We start from the raw sequence: 21,261 nt of genomic DNA on the forward strand, positions 1-21,261 counted from the left end.
CCGCTTCAGGGTGCGTGAGGCCGAATTCAGCCTGCACGCACGCTTTCACTCCTGCGTCTTCAGCACCGTGTGCGTGAAGCCGTTCGCCGCCTGCGCGACCGACAGGCTCAACTGGTATTCCGAAATCGTGGTGGTCGCCGTCCACTGGAAATCCATCGCCTTCACCATCGTCATCATCGGATCGCTGCGGCTGTCCGCCATCGACGTCAGCATTTCGCTGCGATGCTTGTCGATGTTCGCGTACCGCGTGTCGAGATCGTTGCCGTAGGTGCGCAACCGCTCGACGAGCGACGACTGGTTCGCCTGCGCGGGCGTCATCTGCACGGCCGGCGCCGCGTCCGCCGGCGCGCGCGACATCGCGACGCCCGACGAAGACGACGCCGCCGGCGATGCGCCCGGCTGCATCAACGCATCGAACTGGCGCACCTGCGCCGGATCGGACGCCGAGCCCGTCTGCTGCACGGCACCCGCGAGCGCGGCCGCGCCCGGCGGCGCCGCGCCTACGCCTGTCACTGACATATTCATGCCCTCCTTGGCTGGCAGGCGCCGGACCGGATCGGTCGGGCCCGCCCGGAACAGGCCGGCCGGCACACGCGCATCCGCGGCCGGGCGCCCTTCGCGGGCAAACCCGGCGCGCATCGGCACGCGGCGCGGCCGGCGACCGGCGTCATGCGCGGCCGGCCGAGCTCAGGTGTTGCGCAACCTGGGCGTTCGCCGTCCCCTCCTGCGCGGTCACTGCGTTGCTGGTTTCGAACGTCGCGGTCGACTGCTGGACCTGGAAGTTGATCTTCGTCAGTTCGAGCTGCGTCTTGGTCAGGTCGTCGGCCTGCTGCTGGACCTGGTTCGTGTTGGTTGCACCACCTGCGGCCTGGGTACCCATGTTTCGCTCCTTAACGTGAACTTCATCCACCTTCCGGCGATGGCCCCATGCCCCGCCGGCGACGTGAGCCGCCGCACCGATGCGACGCCCCGCGTAATGCGCGCACCGCCTGTCGAGCGATGCGCATGACCTGTCGCGGCGCTAGTGCGCCGCCTCCTTCGTCGACGCACCGGCCGCCTTGGCACCCGCTTGCGGTGCGCCCGGCAACAGCGTCGGCCCCGGCACCGGCTGCGCGACCCCGGCCGCCGCACCGCTCGCGAGCGGTGCCACGGGCGGCGCCGGCGCCTGCTCGGGCGCGTTCGCCGATGCGCCGCCGAGCGGCATCGTGATGCGCTGGCCGTTGCGTTCGAACACGACTTCGTCCGCGCCGATCGACACGACGGTCGGCCCGTCCTTCAGCCGCGCGCCCTCGAAATAGCGGCTGCCGTCGACCGTCTCGATATAGCGCTGGTCGCCGTCGCCGGCGAACACGGTCGTGATCTCCGGAATGCCGGCCGTCCCGCCGAGTGTCGTCGTCGTGCGCGGCGCGGCCGGATCGGCATCGCGCACGTGATCGACCACTTCGAGCGCCGGGCGCGCGTCCTTCATGTAGTTGCGGATGCGCGGCTCGATCTGCGCGCGCGCGGCCGCGCCCGTCAGCTCGATCCGGCCGCGGCCGAGATACGCGACCGTCAGCGCCGTATCGCTGAAATAGGTCTGCGCGGTCGCCACCAGATCGCTGACCACGTAGATGTTGCCGAGCGCCGCGTTGTCGACGCCCGCGACGATCTGCGCGACGCGTTCGCGCGCGGCCGGGTCGCTCACGTAGCCGGACACGATCACGCCGTCGTCGCGCGGCGCGACGGCCAGCTCCGGATACGCGTGCAGCAGCTGCTGCAGCCGGTGCGTGCGCGCGAGCACCGATTCGTGCTGCCACGGCAGGCGCCCCGACCACGCGACGAAGCCGTAGCCGAGCGCGCCGAGCAGCACGCCGATCCACAGCGCGACCAGTGCGATCACGAGCCGACGGCTGCCGAGCCGGCGCAGCCCGCCTGTGAGCCAGCCGAGCCACGCGGCCTCGCGCGCGGCATCCGGCGCGTCGGTTTCGTCGGGCACCGCGACGCTCGCCTGCGCGTGCCGCGCGATGCCGAGCCGGATCGAGCCGACCGTCACGACGTCGTGCGGCGTCATCGAGCGGCGGCCGCTGCCGAGCGGTTCGTCGTTGAACAGCACCGGCGCGCCGGCGTCGCCGCCGTGGTTCTGCACGGTCACCGCGAGCGCGCCGACCTGCAGGCACACCTGTTTCGCGCCGATCTCGCGATCGGGCAGGATCACTTCGCAATCCGCCGCCGTGCCGACCCAGTTCGCGCCGCGCGCAAGCGACATCGTGCGGCCGTACATCGGCCCGCTCAGGAAGCACAGGTTCCACGGCGACGCGAGCGCGGCAGCGCCCGCCCCCGCGCCTCCCGCGCCGCCGGGCAATGCGCCGTCGCCGTGCGGGTCAATGATGGTCGTCGACATGGGTGGTGGCTCCTGCGGTCGTCGCCGCCGGCTGCGACGCCGCATCCTTCGGCGGCGGCGGCAGCGCCGGCGGGCCGAACTTCGTGCCGGGCAGCGGCTTCGGCGTCAGCGGCACCGCGACGTCGTTGTCCGGCGGCCGATACATCGACATGCCTTCCTGGTTCGCCGGCCCGTCGGCGCCCGGGTTCACGGGCGAGCCGTCCGGCGCGTACATCGACGCGGTCGTCACCACGCGCGGCGTCAGCAGGTAGAACCGCTCCATGTGGTTGCCCGACTTGTCGGTGTACTTGAACAGGTTGCCGATCAGCGGGATGTCGGACAGCCAGGGCACGCCGCTCTTGTTCAGCTTCACCTCGTCGTCGTTGAAACCGGCGATCAGCAGGCTCTTGCCTTCGTCGATCATCGACTTGGTGACGATATTGCGCTGCTGGATCACCGGGATGTTCGACACGGCCTGCCCCTGCACGACGTTGCCGTCCTGGATGTCGATCGACATCATCACGCTCTGCGGATTGCGAACGGCTACCGCGGATACGGCGGCCGCGTTGCGGATCGCCTCGTCGACGATCATCGGCGTCACCTTGATGCTCGTGCCGGTCGTCACGCTGTACAGCGACGAATCCTGGTAGCCCTGCACCTGCACGTAGAACTGCGTGAGGTTCTCGAGGATCGCCTCGGTGTTGTCGAGCGCGAGCACCTTCGGTTTCGAACGCAACTGCGCCTGCCCCTTCTGCGCGAGCGCGTTCACGCGCGTGAGCAGGTAGTTGCGCAGCGAGCCGCCGATCGATGCGGTCAGCGCGATACCCGTCGGCAGGAAGGCGCCCGTCTGCCCGGTTTCCGACGTGCCGACGCCGAACGTCAGCGGCGGATTGCCGGAGCCGTTGTACTGCGTGTTGCCGTTCAGCGGATTCGCGCCGTTGCCGATCTGCACGTCGCCGTGCGTCGTGTGCAGGCGCCAGTCGATCCCGAGGCTGTCGAGCGAATCCTCGTTGATGTCGATGATCGTCACGTTGATCTCGACGATGCGCGGCCGCTCGTCGAGCTGGTTGATCAGCGACTGGTAGCGATACATGTTCTCCGGCAGGTCGCGCACGATCACCGCGTTGATCGCCGGATCGGCGACGATCTGCGGCAGCGCGTCGCCGCCGCCGCCGTTCGAGAACGGCGAGAACCCGCCGGTCGCGCTGCCGTCGCCGGCATAGCCACCCGAACGCGGGCCGCCGGAGATATCGGGGAAATCGAGGCGCGGCACCGCGATCGTCAGCCCCGAGCCGAGCTTCACCTGGCGCGCGGCCTGCCCGAGCGACGTGCTCGACGGCAGCGCGTTCGTGCCGCCGCCCTTGCCGAACAGCCGGCTCAGGATCGTCGCGACGCCCGGCACGGTCACTTCCTTGCCCGAGCGGTTGATCGTGAAATCCGACGCCCAGCCGTACTTCAGCCGGAACGCGCGGATGTCCGCATGCGCGCCGTTCGCCGCCGGATCGCCGACCGAGCCGACCGCCTGCCGCACGAGCTCGACGTAGCGGCGCGGGCCGGCCACGTACACGCTGTTCGCGCGATCGTTGATCACGAGCGTGTAGCGCTTGTCGGGAATCTGCATCGCCTGCAGCGCGCGGCCGATTTCGCCGGATGCGTTCGGCGGGATCGGGATCATCTGCGTCTGCGACTGGTCGGCCGGATCGACGTACAGGAACGAGCCGTCGTAGTACCACGTGAGCCCGTAGGTCGAGCAGATCGTGTCGAGCGTCTGCTGCGGTGTGCCCGAGAAGCGGCCGCTGATCACGCCGTCGACCTTCGGGTCGACCACCGCCGTCACGCCCTGCGACGATGCGAGTTCGCGAATGAAGTCGCCGATCTTCTTGCCGTTCGCGACGATCGTGAACGGCTTGTTGCGCCAGCGCAGGTCCGCGGCGCGGGCCGGCTGCGCGGGCGCCATGCTCAGCGACGCCGTGAGCAGCGCGGTCGCGCACATGGCAAGCGCGGCCCGTTGCAGGCTGCGCGGTTGAAACCGGATCGGGGCGACGCGTCGACGCATCAAAGGACTCCTGTGGAAGAAACGAACATGCGTTCCAGCGCCTGCTGCGCGAAGCGCAGCACTTCGCCGCCGAGCCAGCCCGACAGCAGCACGAGTGCGACCATCACGGCGATCAATCGCACCGCGATGCCGATGTTGGCGTCCTGCACCTGCGTGACGGCCTGCAGGATCGCGACGACGAGGCCCGTGACGGTGGCGATCAGCACGATCGGCAGCGACAGCAGCAGCACGAGCATCAGCGCCTGGCGCGTCAGGTCGAGGATCGTCGAGCTCGTCATTGCACGGCTCCCGGCACGCGCACGTCGGCGCCCGCGCCGACCGAGCCGTCGTCCGGCGGGTTCTTCACCCAGCCGATCGTGTGCAGCTGCACGTCCTCCTCGACCTCCTGGTACGACAGCACCGCCAGTTCGGGCAGCACCGGCTGCAGGATCGTCTTCACATAGCGGCGCGCGCCGAGCGCGACCATCACCGCGAGCCGCGCCGCGCCCTGCGCGTTGCCGTAGCCGCCGGGGCCGGCCGCCTGCGCGGCCTGCACGATCGCGCGTACCTGTTCGCCGATGTCCTGCTTGATCGCGCTCGACAGCGCGAGGAAATTGCCCTGCTTCGTGCGCATCACCGCGCTCTCGATCCGCTCCTGCAGGTTCTGCTCGAACAGCACGACCCGCAGCTGGCGCGTCGTGCCCGCATGGCGGTCGGTGATCATCCGGCGCAGGTCGACGCGCACGAGTTCGACCAGCGCGATCACGTCGTCGGGTTCGTTCGGCGCCCACGTGATCAGGCTCTCGAAAATCACGCGCAGGTTGCGGATCGGTACCTGTTCGGCGAGCAGCCGGCGCAGCACTTCGGTCACGCGCTGCAGCGGCACGAGCCGCGTCAGCTCGCCCACGAGCTCGGGGTGTTCGCGGCGCACGAGATGCACGAGCGCCTGCGTCTCCTGAATCCCCAGCAGTTCGTCCGCATGCTGGCGCACGATCTGCTCGACGTGCGCGGCGAGCGCGCTTTCGCTCGACAGCCACTTGCCGTCCGGCGCGGCGCCGTCGTGCTTGATCCACAACGCGGTCGCGAACGGGCCGAACGCCTCGGCCGGCTGGCGCTCCGCGCGTTCGGGCAGCGGCGCGACACCGTCCCACAGCAGCCAGCCCGGCTTCAGCGCGCCGTGCGCGGCGAGCACGTCCTGCAGGTAGATCCGGTACGTGCCGGCCGCCGCACCTTCGTCGTCGTTCAGCGTGATGCGCGGGAACACCGTGCCGATATCCGCGTCGACGCGCGCCTTCGCGCTCGACAGCGCGGCCTGCAGTTGCGCGAGGTTCAGGCTCGTGCGCAGGTCGTCGGACAGCGATACCGCGATCAGCGACGTGACGCCCGCTGCGTGCGACACCTTCGCGGGCTGGCCGTCGTCGGCCGTGCCGATGCGCCCCGCGATCTGAATCAGGTTGAAGCTCGGCGCGGTCGTCTTGTGCTTGATCTGCGAGAACCCGACCGCACCGAGGCCGAGCGCGATCAGCGCGAACGACCATTTCGGAAAGCCGGGCACGACGAGAAAACCGGCCAGCACCAGCGCCGCGATCAGCAGCGCACGCGGATGCGCGCCCAGTTGCTCGCCGAGCTGTTCGCCGAGCTGGCGCTGCCGCGCATCGCGGGTCGCGACGCGCGTCGTCACGATGCCGGCCGCGATCGACACGAGCAGCGACGGAATCTGCGACGCCATGCCGTCGCCGACCGTCAGGATCGCGTAGCGTTGCAGCGCCGCGCCGATATCCATCCCGTGCATCAGTGTGCCGACCGCGATCCCCGCGACGATGTTGATGAACGCGATCACGAGGCCCGCGATCGCGTCGCCCTTCACGAACTTCATCGCGCCATCCATCGCGCCGTGCATCTGCGATTCCTGCTCGAGCTTCTCGCGGCGCTCGCGCGCTTCGTCGGCGCTGATGATGCCCGCGCGCAGGTCCGCGTCGATGCTCATCTGCTTGCCCGGCATCGCGTCGAGCGAGAAGCGCGCGCCGACTTCGGCCACCCGCTCCGACCCTTTCGCGATCACGATGAACTGCACGACGGCGATCACGAGGAACACCACGCCGCCCACCACCACGTTGTTGCCGACGACGAGCCGCCCGAACGCGTCGATCACGTGGCCGGCGTTCGCATGCAGCAGGATCAGCTTGCACGACGCGATGTTCAGCGCGAGCCGGAACAGCGTCGTAAACAGCAGCAGCGCGGGAAACGACGAGAAGCTGACCGCCGACGGCACGTAGGTCGATACCGTCAGCAGCACCACGCTCACGGCGAGATTCAGCGAGATCATCCCGTCGAGCGCGGCCTGCGGCAGCGGCAGGATGAACAGCGCGACGACCGCGACGATGAACGCGGCGATGAACAGGTCGGCGCGCGGCGATGCGCCCCGGAGACGCCGTCCGGACACGCCGCGGCCAGCGGAAAACAACCGCTGCCAGTCGCGGGGGAGCGCCTTCGGTTCTGCCATCGTGCCGGTGTCCTGTCGTCGTTATCGCCGGCCGGCACGGGCAACCCTGCCCCGTGCCGCACGGACCGTTGAATGGGACGAGTGTAGCGACGCGAACCGGTGGAAAAAGGGATGCACCTCGTAGCGCGAAAGCGCGTTTCCCGGCGGCGATCGGATCGGACTACGAAACCCGGCGGCGCGCTCGGGCACACGCCGCCGGAACCGCTTCCATCGCGCGGCGGGCCGCCGGCGCGTGCGTCAGGTCAGGGCTGAAGGCGCCGCGCGGCGAGGTACGCGAGCTGCGCGCGGTTCTGCACGTTGAAGAGTTTTTCGAGCGAACGGATATGGTGGCCGACCTTGTGCAGCGACGTGCGCAGCGCGCTCGCGATCTCCTGGTCGGACAGCCCGTGCACGAGACGGTCGAGCACCTGCTGCTGCTCGTCGCCGAGCGCGAAGCCGCGCATCCGCGCGATGCGCGCCTCGAGGAACGGCAGCGCGACACGATGCACGGCGAGGCTCACGGCCAGCGCGCCGCCGATCACGCGATCGTCGATCCATTCGGTGCCGTGCGTCTCGGACGTCACGTTCACCGCGACGCGCAGGTCGAGGCGCGGCGCCGACAGGCTGAAGATCACGCCGCTGTTCATCGCGTGCGCGCGCAGATGGCCGGCGAGCGCCAGCACCTTGCGGTCGCCGCTGCCCTGCGCGGCCGCCTCGATCTCGTCGAGCCGCCACGCGACCGGAAAGCCGCTCTGCCGCACCTGCGCGAACCGCGGGTCGCTCTCGTACAGCATCCCTTCGATAAACGGCTGCATGAACGTCGCCGGCGCGAGGTCGCGCAGCAGATGCGCGCACAGGATGCGCCGCCCGATCATTTCATAGGCGCCGTAACCGAGGGTACTGAAACCGATTTGCCGCAATCGCGCATGGCATTGCGCGAAATCGGCCGAAGCAAGGTCGGTTTTACCGAGTGCAATTTGAATGCCGGTAAAAACGTCGCGGTCGATTGCCTGATATTCGTTCGAATAAGCGGCAGCGGCCGCTATATCGGCCTGTGAAAACCATTCGACGCGTGGTGCGCCGTCAGCATATGTCATGAGGAGCCCGCCCTTTCCCAATATGTGAAACTGCGCCCCGTCACGATCTGGTCTTTTCTTTATGATTTTCTGGTCGTTGTTATATGCGTGCGAATATGAACCTTTCGCCGCAATTAGTATTACGGCATATTACGCGCACACAGGCATTTTTTGTACAATGCCCCCGCGTTTCGTCAGGGATGACGATCGGCGCAGATCAAAAACGATGCTCGATCGCACCGCCGCGAATGCCGTACACGATACGGCCGCCGCCAGGCGATGCGCGTCGATTCCGAGGGATGGCTCATGTCCGATATTGCATTGCATGAAGAAGCGGTCGCCCCGACCTTTTCCCGCCCGTCGCGCGGGTCGAGCGCATGCGCGGACGCGCTGCGGGAGCGTACCGTGCAGGTCGTCTGGTGCGACGACGTCAAGCGCGGCGAAGTCGCGCAGCCGCACGCGCCGACGCTCGGCGTCGCCGATACGCTCGCGCATGCGCAGAGCACCGCCGAGCGCAACCGGATCGTCACGAGCCTGCTGCACCTGACAGGCTTCTCGACGTTCGCGTACTTCGCGCTCGAATTCGCGCGCGAGCGTGTCGAAAGTCTCTACCTGCACGAAGCGTTCACGCCGGCCACCTATCGCGGCGACTATGTGCGGCACAACCATCACGACGTCGATCCGCGCACGCTCGGCGCGCGCGTGTGCAACATGCCGATCGTGTGGGACCTGCAGCAGCTGCGCCGCGAACACCGCGAGCGCGACGCCGGCCCGTGCGTGACGCCGGCCGCGCTCGACGGTTTCCTGCAGACGATGCAGGACGACGGGATGTGCAGCGGCATCATGTATTCGATGGCCGTGCCCGGCACGCGGCTGCATGCGTTCATGAGCTTCACCGCGCCGCGCCGCACGCGCGAATGGATCACGCCGGCGACGATCGAGCAGGCGCTGTCGATCGGGCTGTCGGTGCACAAGTTCGCGTCGCCGCAACTGATCGCGACGTCGCGCGAGCGTACGGTAAACGGGCTCACGCCGTTCGAGCAGGAACTGCTGCTCGGCATCGCCGAAGGCGCATCCGACAAGGAGATCGGCCGGCGCCTCGACACCAGCGCGCACAACGTCGACTATCACCTGCGCAAGCTGCGCAAGCGCTTCGGCGTCGCGAACCGGATCCAGCTCACGTACCTGACGTCGAAGCTCGAGCTGATCTGACGACGGCGCGCGTAAACGCACAAGCCGGCCTCGACGGGCCGGCTTGCACGGGTTGCGGCGCGGTGCCGGGTCCGGTGCCGCTTCCTGGCAGACGATCCGCGTTACTTCAGCAGCGTCATCTGCACGACCTTGACGATCACGAGACCGACCGCGATCACCAGATAGCCGCGCAGCACGGCCATCCAGATCCGCGTCGCGAGCGTCATGTTCTGCGGCTCGAGCGTGTCGAGCGGCGGCATGCGCCACGTGTCGCGCAGCGAGCGATCGAGCGCCGGTTCGACGACGCGCTTGTGGCGGCGAATCAGCACCGTCGCGAGATAGCCGGCAATCGCGAGCACGGTGCCGCCCACCAGCACGTCGACGATCGCTTCGCCGCTGATGTCCGGATACATCACCGACGCGGTCAGGATGATCGACAGCAGCACGAGCACCCAGATCACCGCGCCCGTGAACACGTTGAGCTTCGTCGAGTTGACCCAGGGCCCCAGCACCTGGCGGTCGTTGCACAGCACGAGCAGGAACACCGTCGCGCTCGGCAGCAGCACGCCCGCGAGCGTCTGCACGGCTTCGGTCAGCAGGCCGAGCGGGCTGCCCGGGATCAGCACGAGCGTGGCCGCGGCCGCGACGATGCCGAAGTACACGAGATAGAAGCCCTTCGCGTCGGACACGCCGCGGTGCAACGAATGGCGGATCTTGAACACGTCGCCGATCGCATACGCGGTCGACAGCGACACGGCCGCCGCGCCGATGATGCACGCGTCGAGCAGCGCCACCGCGAACAGCGTCGCGCCCGTGCGGCCCGCATACTTCTCGAGGCCCGCGATGATGCCGCCCGCGTCGGTGAAATTGCCGGCTTCCGGATGGCCGCCGAACAGCGCGGCGCTGAAACCGATCATCGCGACCGCGCCGACCAGCACGAATGCGATGCCGATCCACAGGTCGACCTTTTCATACTTCATGAAGCGCGGCGTGATGCGCTTGTCGATCACGTAGCTCTGCTGGAAGAACAGCTGCCACGGCGCGACGGTCGTGCCGACGATGCCGATCACGAGCAGCATCACGTCCGACAGCTTCGCGTGCACGGGCCAGTTCGGCACGAGGAAATCGCGCGTCATCTGCGCGACGGGCGGATGGATCGACACGAGCACCGGCACCAGCAGCAGGCTCAGTACGCACAGCCCGATCGCAAACCGCTCGAAGCGCCTGAAATCGCCGGTACTCACCGCGGCCATCGTCAGCGCGGCGGCCACGCACACGCCGGCCACCTTCGGCAATCCGAAGAAATCCAGCACGAACGTGATGCCGATGAACTCGGTGACGATCGTCAGCGCATTGAGCAGGAACAGGTCGATCACGCTGAACGCGCCCCAGAACTTGCCGAAGCGCTCGAAGATCAGGCGTGCATGGCCGACGCCCGTGACCGCGCCGAGGCGCAGCACCATTTCCTGGTTCACGTACAGCACGGGCACGAGCAGCAGCAGCGTCCACAGCAGCGTCGTGCCGTAGTTCTGGCCGGCCTGCGTGTAGGTGCCGAATGCGCCGGCATCGTTGTCGCCGACCATCACGATGAGGCCCGGGCCGATGATCGCGAGCAGCGTGCGCAGCCGCGCCCACCATGTGCCGCGCGCGGCGGTGTCGTGATGCGCGATCGTGCCGAGCGCGCCGCGGATGTCGCCGACATGGGCTTCGTCGAGCACGGCGCTGCGTTCCGCGGCGATCGGTGGAGAGACGTTGGATGGCGTGGACATGATTTGTTCCGTACGGCTAATGGTTATTCGATGAGCGTGTGACCTTGGGATGCGTACGCGGGGCCTGCCCGCAGGCAGCCGCGCGTGCGCATGCCGAGGCGCGCTCGGCGCTTCTTCAGTGGCGGATCAACGATTTCAGCTGGTTCAGCAGGCGGGAGAACACCCGCGGACGGGCATCGAGCGTCAGCATCGCATCGTATTGTTTGCGCGATTCCGCGACGTGCGGCAGGTTCGACAGCAGAAGGCCGAAGTTCATGGTCTGGCTCCGTGCGGCGACGGCAGGCGTGCCGGCCGCGTGGTGGGCGCGGGGCCAGTCCGGGGCCTGAACGACGTGTCAGGCTAGTCGGCCGGAGTGTCCCTGCGACCCGGGTTCAAAAGGGTCGGTGCGTGCAACGGGCATATGGGACAACTGTCACTGTCGTTCACGGCGGCTCCTGTGCGGTGTTCCGGGGAACACGGTTGACCGCCGTCCGGCTTGCGGGCCGGCATTCGCGATGCCTGAACGAGGCATGCACGAACGCGGCCGCCTGCCAGGCGGCGGTGAAGCCGGACAACGCATGCGAAAACGCATCACGCTAACCGGCGCGAATCAGGGTGCACGTAGGGAGATACTGCGGAATACTGCTGCGCGCACCGTTTGCCCGGGGGACAAACGGCGGCTTCGATGAGGCGCGGACGTCGGTCGCTCAGGCGGAAATTTCGTTCGAAGATCGACTACTGCAGGCGTCCAAGGCGGCGGCCCCAAGAGTGAAGATGCCGAATTCTATGAACCGCCCGAAAGTGAAGTCAACCCCTCCAAACCCCATTTCCCGAAATAAACTTCCCGCCTTGCGACGCTGAAAGATTTGCCCTTGAAATGACGTGCCGAAACCTTTCAGCACGTCACGATGCGGTCACGCGTCGATGCGTGCGAACAACGGCAGGCGCCCGGCAGCGCCCTCTGCTTGCCGACCGTGTGCCGCCGCGACTCGCACGCCACACACGTCGTCTTTTCTGCGTTTTTCACTTGCACCGCGGCAAAAGTCGCGACTACAATCCGCCCCAATTCATCACGGGAGTCCCTCCGTGGACACATGCTCTAGTTGCAGTTCGATGCCGGTCCAGGCCGGCCAAGCCATCGCGAGATAGCAGCCAGACGCATGTCTTTCGCCGCTAGCTCGCATTCGTCGGGTTAGCGCGCTTCCTCCCGGGCCGGCCATCGCCGGTTCGTCAGTCGCACGCTCCGTTATGTTCCAACCTCCGATCGCAGGCCATGTCATGCGCCCGCGCTCGATCACGTCGTCCGGCATCCGCCGGACCAGACGGAGGCAGCGTCATGTTCATTCAATCGTTCGCGGTGAAACTCAAGCGCATCGTGCACGTCGCGTGCGACCGCTCGTTCGTTGCCGGCCTCTCGCCGCTCGCCCATGCGTTCGGCAACTGGCGCGGCGCGGCACTCGCCCACGTGCCGGCGGCACCGCGCCCGCTCGACTGCATGCTGGTCGCCGCGATGGCGGCCGCGGTCGCGCTCGCCGCGCTGCTATGCTCGGCTGCGTCGCGCCTCGGCTTCGCGCAAGTGTGGCGCGTCGGCGGCTGGCTGCCGTAAGCCCTCGACGCGCGGGGGCGCCACGCGCCATGTGCCGCCGCGCGACCGCCTCGCCACGCTTCCCGCATCACGTATTCTTTTCTTCAGTCTAACTAATCGAATCGCCAACGGAATCCGCATGAAGAACCATCTCGAACCCGTTCCGCGCAAGCCGCGCGTCAATGCGCTCGCCGCGCTGCTGCTGTCGCTCGCCGCCGCGCCCGCGTTCGCGCAATCGTCGCCGCCGGCCGCGGCCGAACCGGCGGCCGGCGCGAGCGACGCCGCCGCGCCCGCACGACAGGCCGCCGATGCTGCCGCGCCCGCTCCCACCGGCCTGTGGGAGCGTTCGAACCTGCTCGGCAACATGGGCGGCCTGCGCGACCTGCTCGGCGATCACGGCGTCACGCTGAGCCTGCAGGAAACCAGCGAGTACCTGTACAACACGTCCGGCGGCACGAAGCGCGGCGGCGCCTACCAGGGGCTCACGCAATTCGGCTTCAACGTCGACACCGGCAAGGCGATCGGCCTGCCGGGCGGCACCTTCAACGTGTCGGCGCTACAGATCCACGGCACCAACGCCACGCAGCGCTACCTGCAGACGCTGCAGACCGCGACCGGCATCGAAGCGAATTCGACCACGCGCCTGTGGGAGCTCTGGTACCAGCAGTCGTTGCTCGACGGCAAGGTCGACGTGAAGGTCGGCCAGCAGAGCGTCGACCAGGAGTTCATGGTGAGCCAGAACGCGGCGACGTTCATGAACGCCACGTTCGGCTGGCCCGTGCTGCCTTCCACCGATCTGCCGTCCGGCGGCCCCGCGTATCCGCTGTCGTCGCTCGGCGTGCGGCTGCGCGTGAAGCCGGCCGATGCATGGACCGCGATGGTCGGCGTATTCGACGGCAACCCGGCCGGCCGCACCGACGGCGACGCGCAGGTGCTGAACGCGCACGGCACCAACTTCAACCTGCGCAGCGGCGCGTTCGTGATCGGCGAAGTGCAGTACGCGCTGAACGCGCCGCCGGACGACCCGAAGGCGCCGCAACCGGCCGGCCTGCCGGGCACCTACAAGCTCGGCTTCTGGTATCAGTCGCAGCATGCGAACGATCCGCGCTACGGCACCGACGGCCTGTCGCTCGCGAATCCGGCGAGCAACGGCATTCCCGCCTCCCATCGCGGCAACTACGGGTTCTATGCGGTCGCGGACCAGATGGTCTGGCGGCCGTCGGACGACAGCCCGCGGTCGGTCGGCGTGTTCGCGCGCGTGATGGGCGCGCCGGGCGATCGCAATATCGTCGATTTCGCCGCCAATGCAGGCGTGACGCTGAAGGCGCCGTTCAAGGGGCGCGACAACGACGTCGCGGGCATCGCGGTCGGCTACGCGAAGATCGGCTCGCATGCGCGCGGCCTGGACGGCGACACCGGCACCTACACGACGCCCGGTTATCCGGTGCGCCGGGCGGAGACGGTCGTCGAGGCGACTTACCAGTACCAGGTCGCACCGTGGTGGCAATTGCAGGCCGACCTGCAGCACTTCTTCCGTCCGGGCGGCGGCATCCCGAACCCGAACGCGGCGGGTGCGCGCATCGGCGACGAAACCGTGGTCGGCGTGCGCACGACGATCACGTTCTGACGCAAGCCGCATACGGAAGCGGAAACGAAAACGGGCCGGACGGCCGCTTGCGCGACAGTCCGGCCCGTGCGTTTGCCGCGCGCGGTGCGTCGCGGTGCATCACTCTCCGCGCATCACTCCCCGTACAGCCCGAGCAGTTTCAGCGTGACGCCGTTGGTCCAGCCGAAGCCGTCCTGCAGCGGATATTCGCCGCCACCGCCGCCGCCCGTGCCCGCGCCTTCGACCACGTACTTCTCGACGAGCTTGCCTTCGGTTGCATACACATGCTTCACGTCGGACAGGAAACGCGTGCCGATGTCCTTCGCGAGCGCCGGTTCGCCATAACGACGCAGCCCGTCGATCGCGATCCACTGCAGCGGCGCCCAGCCGTTCGGCGCGTCCCACTGCTGGCCGGTATTCTCGGTCGTCGTCGCGAGGCCGCCCGGTTTCAGCAGCGTCTTGCGCACCTCGCGCGCGGTCGCCTTCGCACGTTCGGGCCATGCGACGCCCGCGAACAGCGGATACAGCGCGGCCGCCGTCACGGCGTCGCGCGGCTTGCGCAACTGCCAGTCGTAGTCGCCGTAGTAGCCGCGGCGGTTCCACAAATAGTGGTTGATCGCGGCCGCACGCCGCGCCGCGCGCCCCGCGAAATCGGTCACGCATGCGACGTCGCGCGTGACCGCGCAGCCCTTCACGATCGTCGTCTCGAGATGGAACATCAGGCTGTTCAGGTCGACCGGCACGATCGACGTCGTGCGGATCGTCGCGAGCGTCTTGCCGTCGCCGAACCAGCGCGAGCTGTAGTCCCAGCCGCTTTCGGCGCCCGCGCGCAGGTCGCGGTACACGTCGTTCGCCGGACGGCCGGGCGCCGACTTCGCGGTCGTCACGTCCTCCAGATACGACTCGTCGCGCGGCGTGTCGCTCGCATCCCAGTAGCGGTTCAGCACCGCGCCGTCGGGCATCGCGACCACGTTGCGCGCGGCCTGCCCGCGCGGCGTCGTGGTTTCGCCCTGCATCCAGTACGCATGTTCCTTGCGCAGTTGGGGCAGGTATTTCTGGTAAACCTTGTCGCCTTCGGCCTGCGCGGCGAGCGTGACCATATACGCGAAGAACGGCGGCTGCGAGCGGCTCGCGTAGTACGTGCGGTTGCCGTTCGGGATGTGCCCGATCGTGTCGATCAGGTGCGCGAAGTTGTCGAGCATGTCGTCGACGAGATCCTCGCGCCCCGACACCTGCAGCCCGAGCATCGTGAAATAGGTATCCCAGTAGTAGCCTTCGCGGAAGCGGCCGCCGGGCACGACGTATGGCTTCGGCATCGGAATCAGCGAACTGTACTGCGGCACCGTTGCGCTGGTGCGCGTGAGCTGCGGCCACAGCCAGTCGATGTGCTGGCGCAGCGTCTGGTTCGGCGGCGGTGTCACACCGCCTTCCGGGGGCGGCGTGAAGTGCTGGCCGACGAACGTCTTCAGCGAGAAGCCCGGCTGCGATTTCTGTTGCTGATACAACTGCACGATCGTCGCGGGATCGGTATCGGGCGTCGCGTCGACGAAGGTCTTCTGGTCGGGATAGATCTGTGCGGTCTGCACCGCGACGAACAGGTCGCCGTAGAGCTGGCTCGGCGGCGGCAGCAGCGTGCCCGACGCGGGGCCGGCAATCGCGGCTGCGGTCGGCACGGCCGACTGGGCGGCCGCTTGCACGGCGGCCTGGTTCGCATTGTCGGCCTGCGCGGCGCAGCCGGCGACGGCGAGATACGCGACGGCCAGTGCGGCGGCCCAGCGCAGACGCGGCGCGGGCGGTGCATGACGCGGTGCATGATGACGCGAGAAGCGACGTGAGAAGCGAGATGCAATCGATGCGGCACGACGTGACGTCATGGCGTGTCCCCTCCTTTCGATGGTGAGTGGCTCGGCACGAGGTCTCGTTCGCGCGCGCGCTCGTCTCGATGGCCCTCGATCGATGCGCGTCATATGTTGTGTTGCGAGTGGGTCCGACTGTCGCATGAAACGTGCGCCGCACGCAAGTTTCGCGGTCGCTGCGGCGGGGTGATGTCATGTGTCGTGTCATGCGCCGCAGCCGGCGCGGCGGTCGTCTCTTCTTTCGCGCGCGGCAGCAGGAACGACTGTTGCAACATGCGGAACAAGTGTTGTCGCGCGTGACGCATCGGCAACATTATGGGCATAATGGCGTCTTTACCGCGCGCCCAGCCCATGTCGCCCGTCTTTCTAGCACCGCTCATCGTTGCCTGTGCGTTGTTCATGGAAAGCGTCGACGCGAACATCATCGTCACCGCGCTGCCCGCGATGGCGAGGGACTTCGGGCACAACCCCGTCACGCTGAACGTTGCGATCACGGCCTACGTGGTCGGGCTCGGCGTGTTCATCCCGATCTGCGGCTGGCTCGCCGACCGCTTCAGCGCACGTTCCGTCTTCCGTACGGCAATCGGCATCTTCGTCGTCGGCTCGCTGATGTGCGCGGCCTCCAGTTCCCTCGGCGTGCTCACGTTCGCACGCTTCATCCAAGGCGTCGGCGGCGCGATGATGGTGCCCGTCGGCCGCATCATCATCTTCCGCGCGGTGCCGCGCTCGGATCTCGTGCGCGCGATGAACTACCTCGCGATTCCCGCGCTGTTCGGGCCCACGGTCGGGCCGCTCGTCGGCGGCTTCATCACGACCTACCTGCACTGGCGGATGATCTTCTTCATCAACGTGCCGATCGGCATCTACGGGATCTATCTCGCGAGCAAGCACATCGCGAACACGCACGAGCCCGATCCGGGTCCGCTCGACTGGTTCGGCTTCCTGCTGTCGGCAAGCGGCGCCGCATTGCTGCTGATGGGCCTCACGCTGCTCGACGGCTCGCTCACCTCGCGCTCGAACGCGATCGTGATGTGCGTGGCCGGCACCGTGCTGCTCGCGCTCTACGTGCCGTACGCGCGCCGCAAGGAGCGCCCGGTGCTCGACCTCAGTTTCCTGAAGATCCCGACCTACCACGCGAGCGTCGTCGGCGGGTCGCTGTTCCGCATCGGCCTCGGCGCGGTGCCGTTCCTGCTGCCGCTCGCGCTGCAGGAAGGGCTCGGCATGAGCGCGTTCCATTCGGGGCTCATCACGTGCGCGTCCGCGCTCGGCGGCGCGATGAGCCGCTCGACGGCCACGCACACGCTGCGCCGCTTCGGCTTTCGCACGGTGCTGATCTACAACGCGGCATTCGCGGGGCTCGCGATCGCCGCGTACGGTGTATTCCATCCCGGCATGGCGACCTGGGCGATCTGGCTGATCGTGCTCGTCGGCGGCATCTTCCCCGCGCTGCAGTTCACGAGCCTGAACTCGATGATCTACGCGGACATCTCGCCGCGCGACGCGGGCCGTGCCACGAGCCTCGGCAGCGTCGTGCAGCAGATGTCGCTCGGGCTCGGCGTGACGGTGGCCGGCATCGTGCTGCACGTGTCGCACTGGCTGCAGGGCCACCAGACGATGGTCTGGTCGGATTTCTGGCCCGCGTTCGTCGTGGTCGGGCTGTGCTCGTTCGCGTCGATTCCGATCACGCGGCGGCTGCCTCCCGGCGCCGGCGACGAAGTCGCGCGCGGCAAGCGGCAATAAGCGGCAAGCACTTCGGTTCGCCGCGTTGCGGCGCAGCAAGACACGACGGCCTGTTCCGCACGCTACGGCCTGGGGAAACGCGCGCCGCGGCATCACACGTCGCGCGGCAGCCTGCGAAAAACCGGAAAAACAAAAAAATCAGCGGACATCCACACGGGGCCGGTGCACAGCCGCATGGATGTCCGCTCAGGGCTCCGGGTCTCCCGATGGGGGTTGAGAATCCCGGATTCGCTTCCTGCGTGCCATGGACATATGTGCGTCGGAAGCGGAATCGTTGCGCGCACTTGTCGTCGCGCCATGCTCTGCACTATAGGGAAACTTGCGAAACGCATCTGTCAAGCATTGTCAGACGCGTTGCATCGGCGCGTCGCACGCGCGCGCCGCTTTCGCGCTAAAGTGATCGCCGACCGCCACCCTCAGCCGCCATTCCGATGCTTACGCTCTCGCCCGCCGCCGCCCGCGCGCTGCATCTCGCCGCACAAGGTCTGCTGACGCCGCCCCGCCGCAAGGCGACCAAGGCCGACGTGCTCGACACGATCCGCCGGATGGCGCAGTTGCAGATCGACACCATTCACGTCGTCGCGCGCAGCCCGTATCTCGTGCTGTTCAGCCGTCTCGGCGATTTCTCGCCGCAGTGGCTCGACGAACATCTCGCCGAGGCGCGCCTGTTCGAATACTGGTCGCACGAAGCGTGTTTCCTGCCGATCGAGCAGTTCGGCCTGATGCGCTACAAGATGCTCGATCCGTCGGGGATGGGCTGGAAATACGCGGCCGAGTGGCACGCGCAGAATCGCGACGAGATCGAGCGGCTGCTCGCGCGGATTCGCGACGACGGCCCGGTGCGATCGGCCGATTTCGTCCGCGAAGATGGCGTGAAGGGCAACGGCTGGTGGGACCGCAAGCCCGAGAAGCGCCACCTGGAAGTGCTGTTCACGACGGGCGACCTGATGGTGTCGGAACGCCGCAATTTCCAGCGCGTGTACGACGTGCGCGAGCGCGTGCTGCCCGGCTGGGACGACACGCGCGACCTGCCGCCGCGCGAAGCCGTGCTGCCCGCGCTGCTCGACTACACGTGCCGCGCGCTCGGCGTCGTGCGCGCGGACTGGGTGGCCGACTACTATCGGCTGCCGCGCCGTTCGTATCGCGACGAGCTGGAACGGCTCGCGGATGCGGGCGACCTGATTCCGGTGCAGATCGACGACTGGAAGGAACCGGCCTACGTGCATCGCTCGCTCGACGCATTGCTGCCGGCCGCCGCGGCCGACACGCTGCGCTCGACGGTCACGACGCTGCTGTCGCCGTTCGATCCCGTCGTATGGGACCGGCGGCGCGCATCGACGCTGTTCGGTTTCGACTACACGATCGAGTGCTATACGCCCGGGCACAAGCGGCGCTACGGCTATTTCTGCCTGCCCGTGCTGCATCGCGGCCGGCTGGTCGGCCGCGTCGACGCGAAAGCGCACCGCTCGCTCGGCACGTTCGAACTGAAGGCCGTGCATGTCGAGCCGGGCGTGCGGTTCGGCACGGGGCTCGCGGCCGACGTCGCGAAGGCCGTGAAGAAGCTCGCGGCGTGGCACGGCACGCCGGAGGTCGCGGTCGCACACGCGCCCCCCGCCCTCGTGCAGGCATTCGCGCGCACCTGACGCCGCGTGCCGCCGGCACGCTAGCCGAGCATGTGCATGCCGGCGTCGATATAGTGCGTGCCGCCCGTGATCGCCCGTGCGCCGTCGCTCGCAAGGAACGCGCAGAATGCGCCGACGTCGTCGATGTCCAGCGCGTGATGCAGCGGCGCCCGGCGCGCGGTGTCGTCGAGCAGGCGGTCGAAGTCCGGCAGGCCCGATGCCGCGCGCGTCGGCAGCGCGCCCGGCGAAATCGCGTTGACGCGAATGCCCGTGCCGCCGAGTTCGGCCGCCAGGTACCGCACGCTCGATTCGAGCGCGGCCTTGACCGGCCCCATCACCCCGTAGTTCGCGACGACCTGCTCCGCGCCGAGATAGCTCATCGCCATCAGGCTCCCGCCCTGCGTCATCAGCGGCTCGGCAAGCCTCGCCATCCGGATGAACGAATGGCACGAGGTATCCATCGCCAACGAGAAGCCTTCCGGCGAGCTGTCGACGACGCGGCCTTGGAGATCGGCCTTCGGTGCATACGCAACCGAATGCAGCACGAAGTCGATCGCGCCCCATTGCATCGCGATCGCGTCGAACACCGCCGCCATCTGGTCGGGCCGCCCGACGTCGAGCGGCATCCGGATCGGCGCGTCGAGTTGCGCGAACAGCGGCTCGACGTGCGGCAAGGTCTTCTCCGACTGCCAGGTCACCGCGAGCGTGGCGCCCGCCCGGCAAAACGCACGCGCGCATCCCCACGCGATGCTCTGCTCGTTCGCGATGCCGACGACGAGCCCCCGCTTGTGTCGCAACGTCATGCCGCCCCCCGTGTCGATCCGCGCCGGCCTAGCGCTGCGCCGCGATCCAGCGCGCGATGTCCGGCCACACCGTCTTCAGCGTGCGCGACCCCATGAACAGGCCGATATGGCCGCCCGGCACGAGCCGGCTCTCGATCCGCGACGCGGGCGTCCCGAGCCGGTCGCGCGCCCCGAACACCTGCTCCGGCGTCGTGATGTCGTCGGCCTCGCCGGCGAGCAGATAGGCCGGGCACGCGACGTCCTTCAGGTCGAGCGTGCGCCCGAGCGCGACGAACGTGCCCTTCGCGAGCCGGTTCTCCTTGAAGATCTGCACGATCGCCTGCAGGTACCAGCGTCCCGGCAGGTCGATCGGGCTTTCGTACCAGTTCGCGAATACCTCGCGCTTGCGCAGGTATTCGGGATCGTCGAGATGCTCGTACAGGTCGACGTGCTCGGCAAGATAGTGCTGGTCGGGATGCATGTTCTTCCAGCCGCGCAGCATGAAGCGCCCGCGCATCAGCCCGCCGCCCATCGCCACGAGCTCCTCGTAGAACGACGTCGGATACGTGTGCACCATCCGCTTGATCGGGCCGTCGCCCGCGTCGGTGTCGATCGGCGAGCCAGCCAGCACGAGGCTCGCGACCTTGTGCGGGAAACGCGCCGCGTACATCGCGGACATCCAGCCGCCCTGGCACAGCCCGACGAGATTCACGCGGCCGCCGAGCTCGTCGACGCACACGTTCAGCTCGGCCAGATACTGGTCGATCTCGAGGTCCTTCATGTCCTCGGTGGCCGAGCGCCAATCGGTCAGGTACAGGCGCGTCACGCCGTGCTCGCGCAGCGTCTGCATCAGGCTCTGCCCCGGCTGGTAGTCGGCGATCATCGCGCTGTGCCCCGCGTACGGCGCATCGACGATCGTCGGCAGCCCGTGCGCCGGCGCGGCCGAATAATCGCGAAACGTCATCGTCCGCAGCTCCAGCAACGGCCGGTTCGTCGATGCCAGCGCAGGATGCACTTCGAAATGCAGCTTCTCCTCTTCCGCGAGGAAGCGGAGATTGCGCGCGGCGATCTCGGAGCCGGCCGCGAACATCGCCGTGGCGGCGGCCATCGGCCAGAACATCGGCAGCGCGGGGGCGCTGACGGCAGGGGAAGACGTGTCGCGTGCTGTCATGGAAGGTT

18 protein-coding genes are annotated in these 21,261 nt (G+C 68.0%); 5 read left to right on the forward strand and 13 right to left on the reverse strand.

The features are described from left to right. Positions 1-45: 45 nt before the first annotated feature. From MRS60_RS22355 to MRS60_RS22385, 7 genes are all read right to left on the reverse strand, one after another. Positions 46-519 carry a hypothetical protein gene (locus MRS60_RS22355; protein WP_034180983.1) on the reverse strand — a complete coding sequence of 158 codons (474 nt, stop codon included), beginning with the start codon at positions 517-519 and terminating at the stop codon, positions 46-48. A 148-nt stretch (positions 520-667) separates the two neighbouring features. Further along, positions 668-880, reverse strand: coding sequence for a hypothetical protein (locus MRS60_RS22360; protein ID WP_034180511.1), 213 nt, complete (start codon positions 878-880; stop codon positions 668-670). Between the two features lie 141 nt (positions 881-1,021). After that, on the reverse strand, positions 1,022-2,380 hold the full coding sequence (gene sctD, locus MRS60_RS22365; protein ID WP_217587823.1) for a type III secretion system inner membrane ring subunit SctD: 1,359 nt from the start codon (positions 2,378-2,380) through the stop codon (positions 1,022-1,024). Beyond that, the gene (gene sctC / locus MRS60_RS22370) at positions 2,361-4,415 is read right to left on the reverse strand and encodes a type III secretion system outer membrane ring subunit SctC (RefSeq protein ID WP_243566705.1); all 2,055 of its coding nucleotides are present in this window, start codon (positions 4,413-4,415) and stop codon (positions 2,361-2,363) included. The genes sctD and sctC overlap by 20 nt, the downstream gene beginning before the upstream one ends. Further along, positions 4,415-4,693 carry a type III secretion system export apparatus subunit SctS gene (gene sctS / locus MRS60_RS22375; protein ID WP_006480854.1) on the reverse strand — a complete coding sequence of 93 codons (279 nt, stop codon included), beginning with the start codon at positions 4,691-4,693 and terminating at the stop codon, positions 4,415-4,417. Before sctS ends, sctC begins: the two co-directional genes overlap by 1 nt. Beyond that, a complete protein-coding gene (gene sctV / locus MRS60_RS22380; RefSeq protein ID WP_243566706.1) occupies positions 4,690-6,897 on the reverse strand; it encodes a type III secretion system export apparatus subunit SctV in 2,208 nt (735 codons plus the stop codon). Before sctV ends, sctS begins: the two co-directional genes overlap by 4 nt. A 242-nt stretch (positions 6,898-7,139) precedes the next feature. Beyond that, positions 7,140-7,973 (reverse strand): helix-turn-helix transcriptional regulator, encoded by an 834-nt coding sequence (locus MRS60_RS22385; RefSeq protein ID WP_034180515.1) that lies wholly within the window; start codon positions 7,971-7,973, stop codon positions 7,140-7,142. Positions 7,974-8,258: 285 nt separating this feature from the next. Between MRS60_RS22385 and MRS60_RS22390 the strand changes: the two genes are divergently transcribed. Continuing rightward, on the forward strand, positions 8,259-9,164 hold the full coding sequence (locus MRS60_RS22390; RefSeq protein WP_034180984.1) for a helix-turn-helix transcriptional regulator: 906 nt from the start codon (positions 8,259-8,261) through the stop codon (positions 9,162-9,164). Positions 9,165-9,265: 101 nt separating this feature from the next. Here MRS60_RS22390 and MRS60_RS22395 read toward each other — a convergent pair whose 3' ends face one another. After that, complete coding sequence (locus MRS60_RS22395; RefSeq protein WP_034180516.1) at positions 9,266-10,912, reverse strand: NRAMP family divalent metal transporter; 1,647 nt, start codon at positions 10,910-10,912, stop codon at positions 9,266-9,268. A gap of 115 nt (positions 10,913-11,027) precedes the next feature. Beyond that, the gene (locus MRS60_RS22400) at positions 11,028-11,168 is read right to left on the reverse strand and encodes a hypothetical protein (protein WP_243566707.1); all 141 of its coding nucleotides are present in this window, start codon (positions 11,166-11,168) and stop codon (positions 11,028-11,030) included. A 1,059-nt stretch (positions 11,169-12,227) separates the two neighbouring features. Between MRS60_RS22400 and MRS60_RS22405 the strand changes: the two genes are divergently transcribed. Both MRS60_RS22405 and MRS60_RS22410 read left to right on the forward strand, forming a co-directional pair. After that, positions 12,228-12,497, forward strand: coding sequence for a hypothetical protein (locus tag MRS60_RS22405; protein WP_243566708.1), 270 nt, complete (start codon positions 12,228-12,230; stop codon positions 12,495-12,497). Between the two features lie 118 nt (positions 12,498-12,615). Further along, a complete protein-coding gene (locus MRS60_RS22410) occupies positions 12,616-14,103 on the forward strand; it encodes a carbohydrate porin (RefSeq protein ID WP_243566709.1) in 1,488 nt (495 codons plus the stop codon). Between the two features lie 113 nt (positions 14,104-14,216). Here the strand turns inward: MRS60_RS22410 and treA are convergent, their stop codons facing one another. Further along, positions 14,217-15,956: an alpha,alpha-trehalase TreA gene (treA, locus tag MRS60_RS22415; protein WP_243566710.1), complete on the reverse strand. Its 1,740-nt coding sequence runs from the start codon at positions 15,954-15,956 to the stop codon at positions 14,217-14,219. Positions 15,957-16,045: 89 nt separating this feature from the next. Then, the gene (locus tag MRS60_RS22420; RefSeq protein WP_165948027.1) at positions 16,046-16,339 is read right to left on the reverse strand and encodes a hypothetical protein; all 294 of its coding nucleotides are present in this window, start codon (positions 16,337-16,339) and stop codon (positions 16,046-16,048) included. Between MRS60_RS22420 and MRS60_RS22425 the strand changes: the two genes are divergently transcribed. Further along, entirely contained in the window at positions 16,290-17,678 is a 1,389-nt protein-coding gene (locus tag MRS60_RS22425; protein WP_051983669.1) for an MFS transporter, read from the forward strand. The two genes, MRS60_RS22420 and MRS60_RS22425, sit on opposite strands and share 50 nt — an antisense overlap. A 431-nt stretch (positions 17,679-18,109) precedes the next feature. Further along, positions 18,110-19,321: a winged helix-turn-helix domain-containing protein gene (locus MRS60_RS22430; protein ID WP_105391134.1), complete on the forward strand. Its 1,212-nt coding sequence runs from the start codon at positions 18,110-18,112 to the stop codon at positions 19,319-19,321. Positions 19,322-19,341: 20 nt separating this feature from the next. On the opposite strand, the gene fabI is transcribed toward MRS60_RS22430, so the two are convergent. Then, complete coding sequence (gene fabI, locus MRS60_RS22435) at positions 19,342-20,103, reverse strand: enoyl-ACP reductase FabI (protein ID WP_034180522.1); 762 nt, start codon at positions 20,101-20,103, stop codon at positions 19,342-19,344. A gap of 28 nt (positions 20,104-20,131) precedes the next feature. Beyond that, complete coding sequence (locus MRS60_RS22440; RefSeq protein WP_034180523.1) at positions 20,132-21,253, reverse strand: alpha/beta fold hydrolase; 1,122 nt, start codon at positions 21,251-21,253, stop codon at positions 20,132-20,134. Positions 21,254-21,261: the final 8 nt, after the last annotated feature.

The organism is Burkholderia pyrrocinia, assembly GCF_022809715.1.
GTDB classification, from domain to species: Bacteria; Pseudomonadota; Gammaproteobacteria; order Burkholderiales; family Burkholderiaceae; genus Burkholderia; species Burkholderia pyrrocinia_C.

Excerpts from the sequence above, each read along its gene's own strand:
- MRS60_RS22400 (WP_243566707.1), bottom strand. The coding sequence starts at position 11,168 with ATGAACTTCGGCCTTCTGCTGTCGAACCTGCCGCACGTCGCGGAATCG.
- MRS60_RS22395 (WP_034180516.1), bottom strand. The coding sequence starts at position 10,912 with ATGTCCACGCCATCCAACGTCTCTCCACCGATCGCCGCGGAACGCAGC.
- MRS60_RS22420 (WP_165948027.1), bottom strand. The coding sequence starts at position 16,339 with ATGAACAACGCACAGGCAACGATGAGCGGTGCTAGAAAGACGGGCGAC.
- MRS60_RS22385 (WP_034180515.1), bottom strand. The coding sequence starts at position 7,973 with ATGACATATGCTGACGGCGCACCACGCGTCGAATGGTTTTCACAGGCC.
- MRS60_RS22425 (WP_051983669.1), top strand. The coding sequence starts at position 16,290 with ATGTCGCCCGTCTTTCTAGCACCGCTCATCGTTGCCTGTGCGTTGTTC.
- treA (WP_243566710.1), bottom strand. The coding sequence starts at position 15,956 with ATGACGTCACGTCGTGCCGCATCGATTGCATCTCGCTTCTCACGTCGC.
- MRS60_RS22355 (WP_034180983.1), bottom strand. The coding sequence starts at position 519 with ATGTCAGTGACAGGCGTAGGCGCGGCGCCGCCGGGCGCGGCCGCGCTC.
- MRS60_RS22410 (WP_243566709.1), top strand. The coding sequence starts at position 12,616 with ATGAAGAACCATCTCGAACCCGTTCCGCGCAAGCCGCGCGTCAATGCG.
- MRS60_RS22430 (WP_105391134.1), top strand. The coding sequence starts at position 18,110 with ATGCTTACGCTCTCGCCCGCCGCCGCCCGCGCGCTGCATCTCGCCGCA.
- MRS60_RS22405 (WP_243566708.1), top strand. The coding sequence starts at position 12,228 with ATGTTCATTCAATCGTTCGCGGTGAAACTCAAGCGCATCGTGCACGTC.
- MRS60_RS22390 (WP_034180984.1), top strand. The coding sequence starts at position 8,259 with ATGTCCGATATTGCATTGCATGAAGAAGCGGTCGCCCCGACCTTTTCC.
- sctD (WP_217587823.1), bottom strand. The coding sequence starts at position 2,380 with ATGTCGACGACCATCATTGACCCGCACGGCGACGGCGCATTGCCCGGC.
- sctS (WP_006480854.1), bottom strand. The coding sequence starts at position 4,693 with ATGACGAGCTCGACGATCCTCGACCTGACGCGCCAGGCGCTGATGCTC.
- MRS60_RS22440 (WP_034180523.1), bottom strand. The coding sequence starts at position 21,253 with ATGACAGCACGCGACACGTCTTCCCCTGCCGTCAGCGCCCCCGCGCTG.
- sctV (WP_243566706.1), bottom strand. The coding sequence starts at position 6,897 with ATGGCAGAACCGAAGGCGCTCCCCCGCGACTGGCAGCGGTTGTTTTCC.
- MRS60_RS22360 (WP_034180511.1), bottom strand. The coding sequence starts at position 880 with ATGGGTACCCAGGCCGCAGGTGGTGCAACCAACACGAACCAGGTCCAG.
- fabI (WP_034180522.1), bottom strand. The coding sequence starts at position 20,103 with ATGACGTTGCGACACAAGCGGGGGCTCGTCGTCGGCATCGCGAACGAG.
- sctC (WP_243566705.1), bottom strand. The coding sequence starts at position 4,415 with ATGCGTCGACGCGTCGCCCCGATCCGGTTTCAACCGCGCAGCCTGCAA.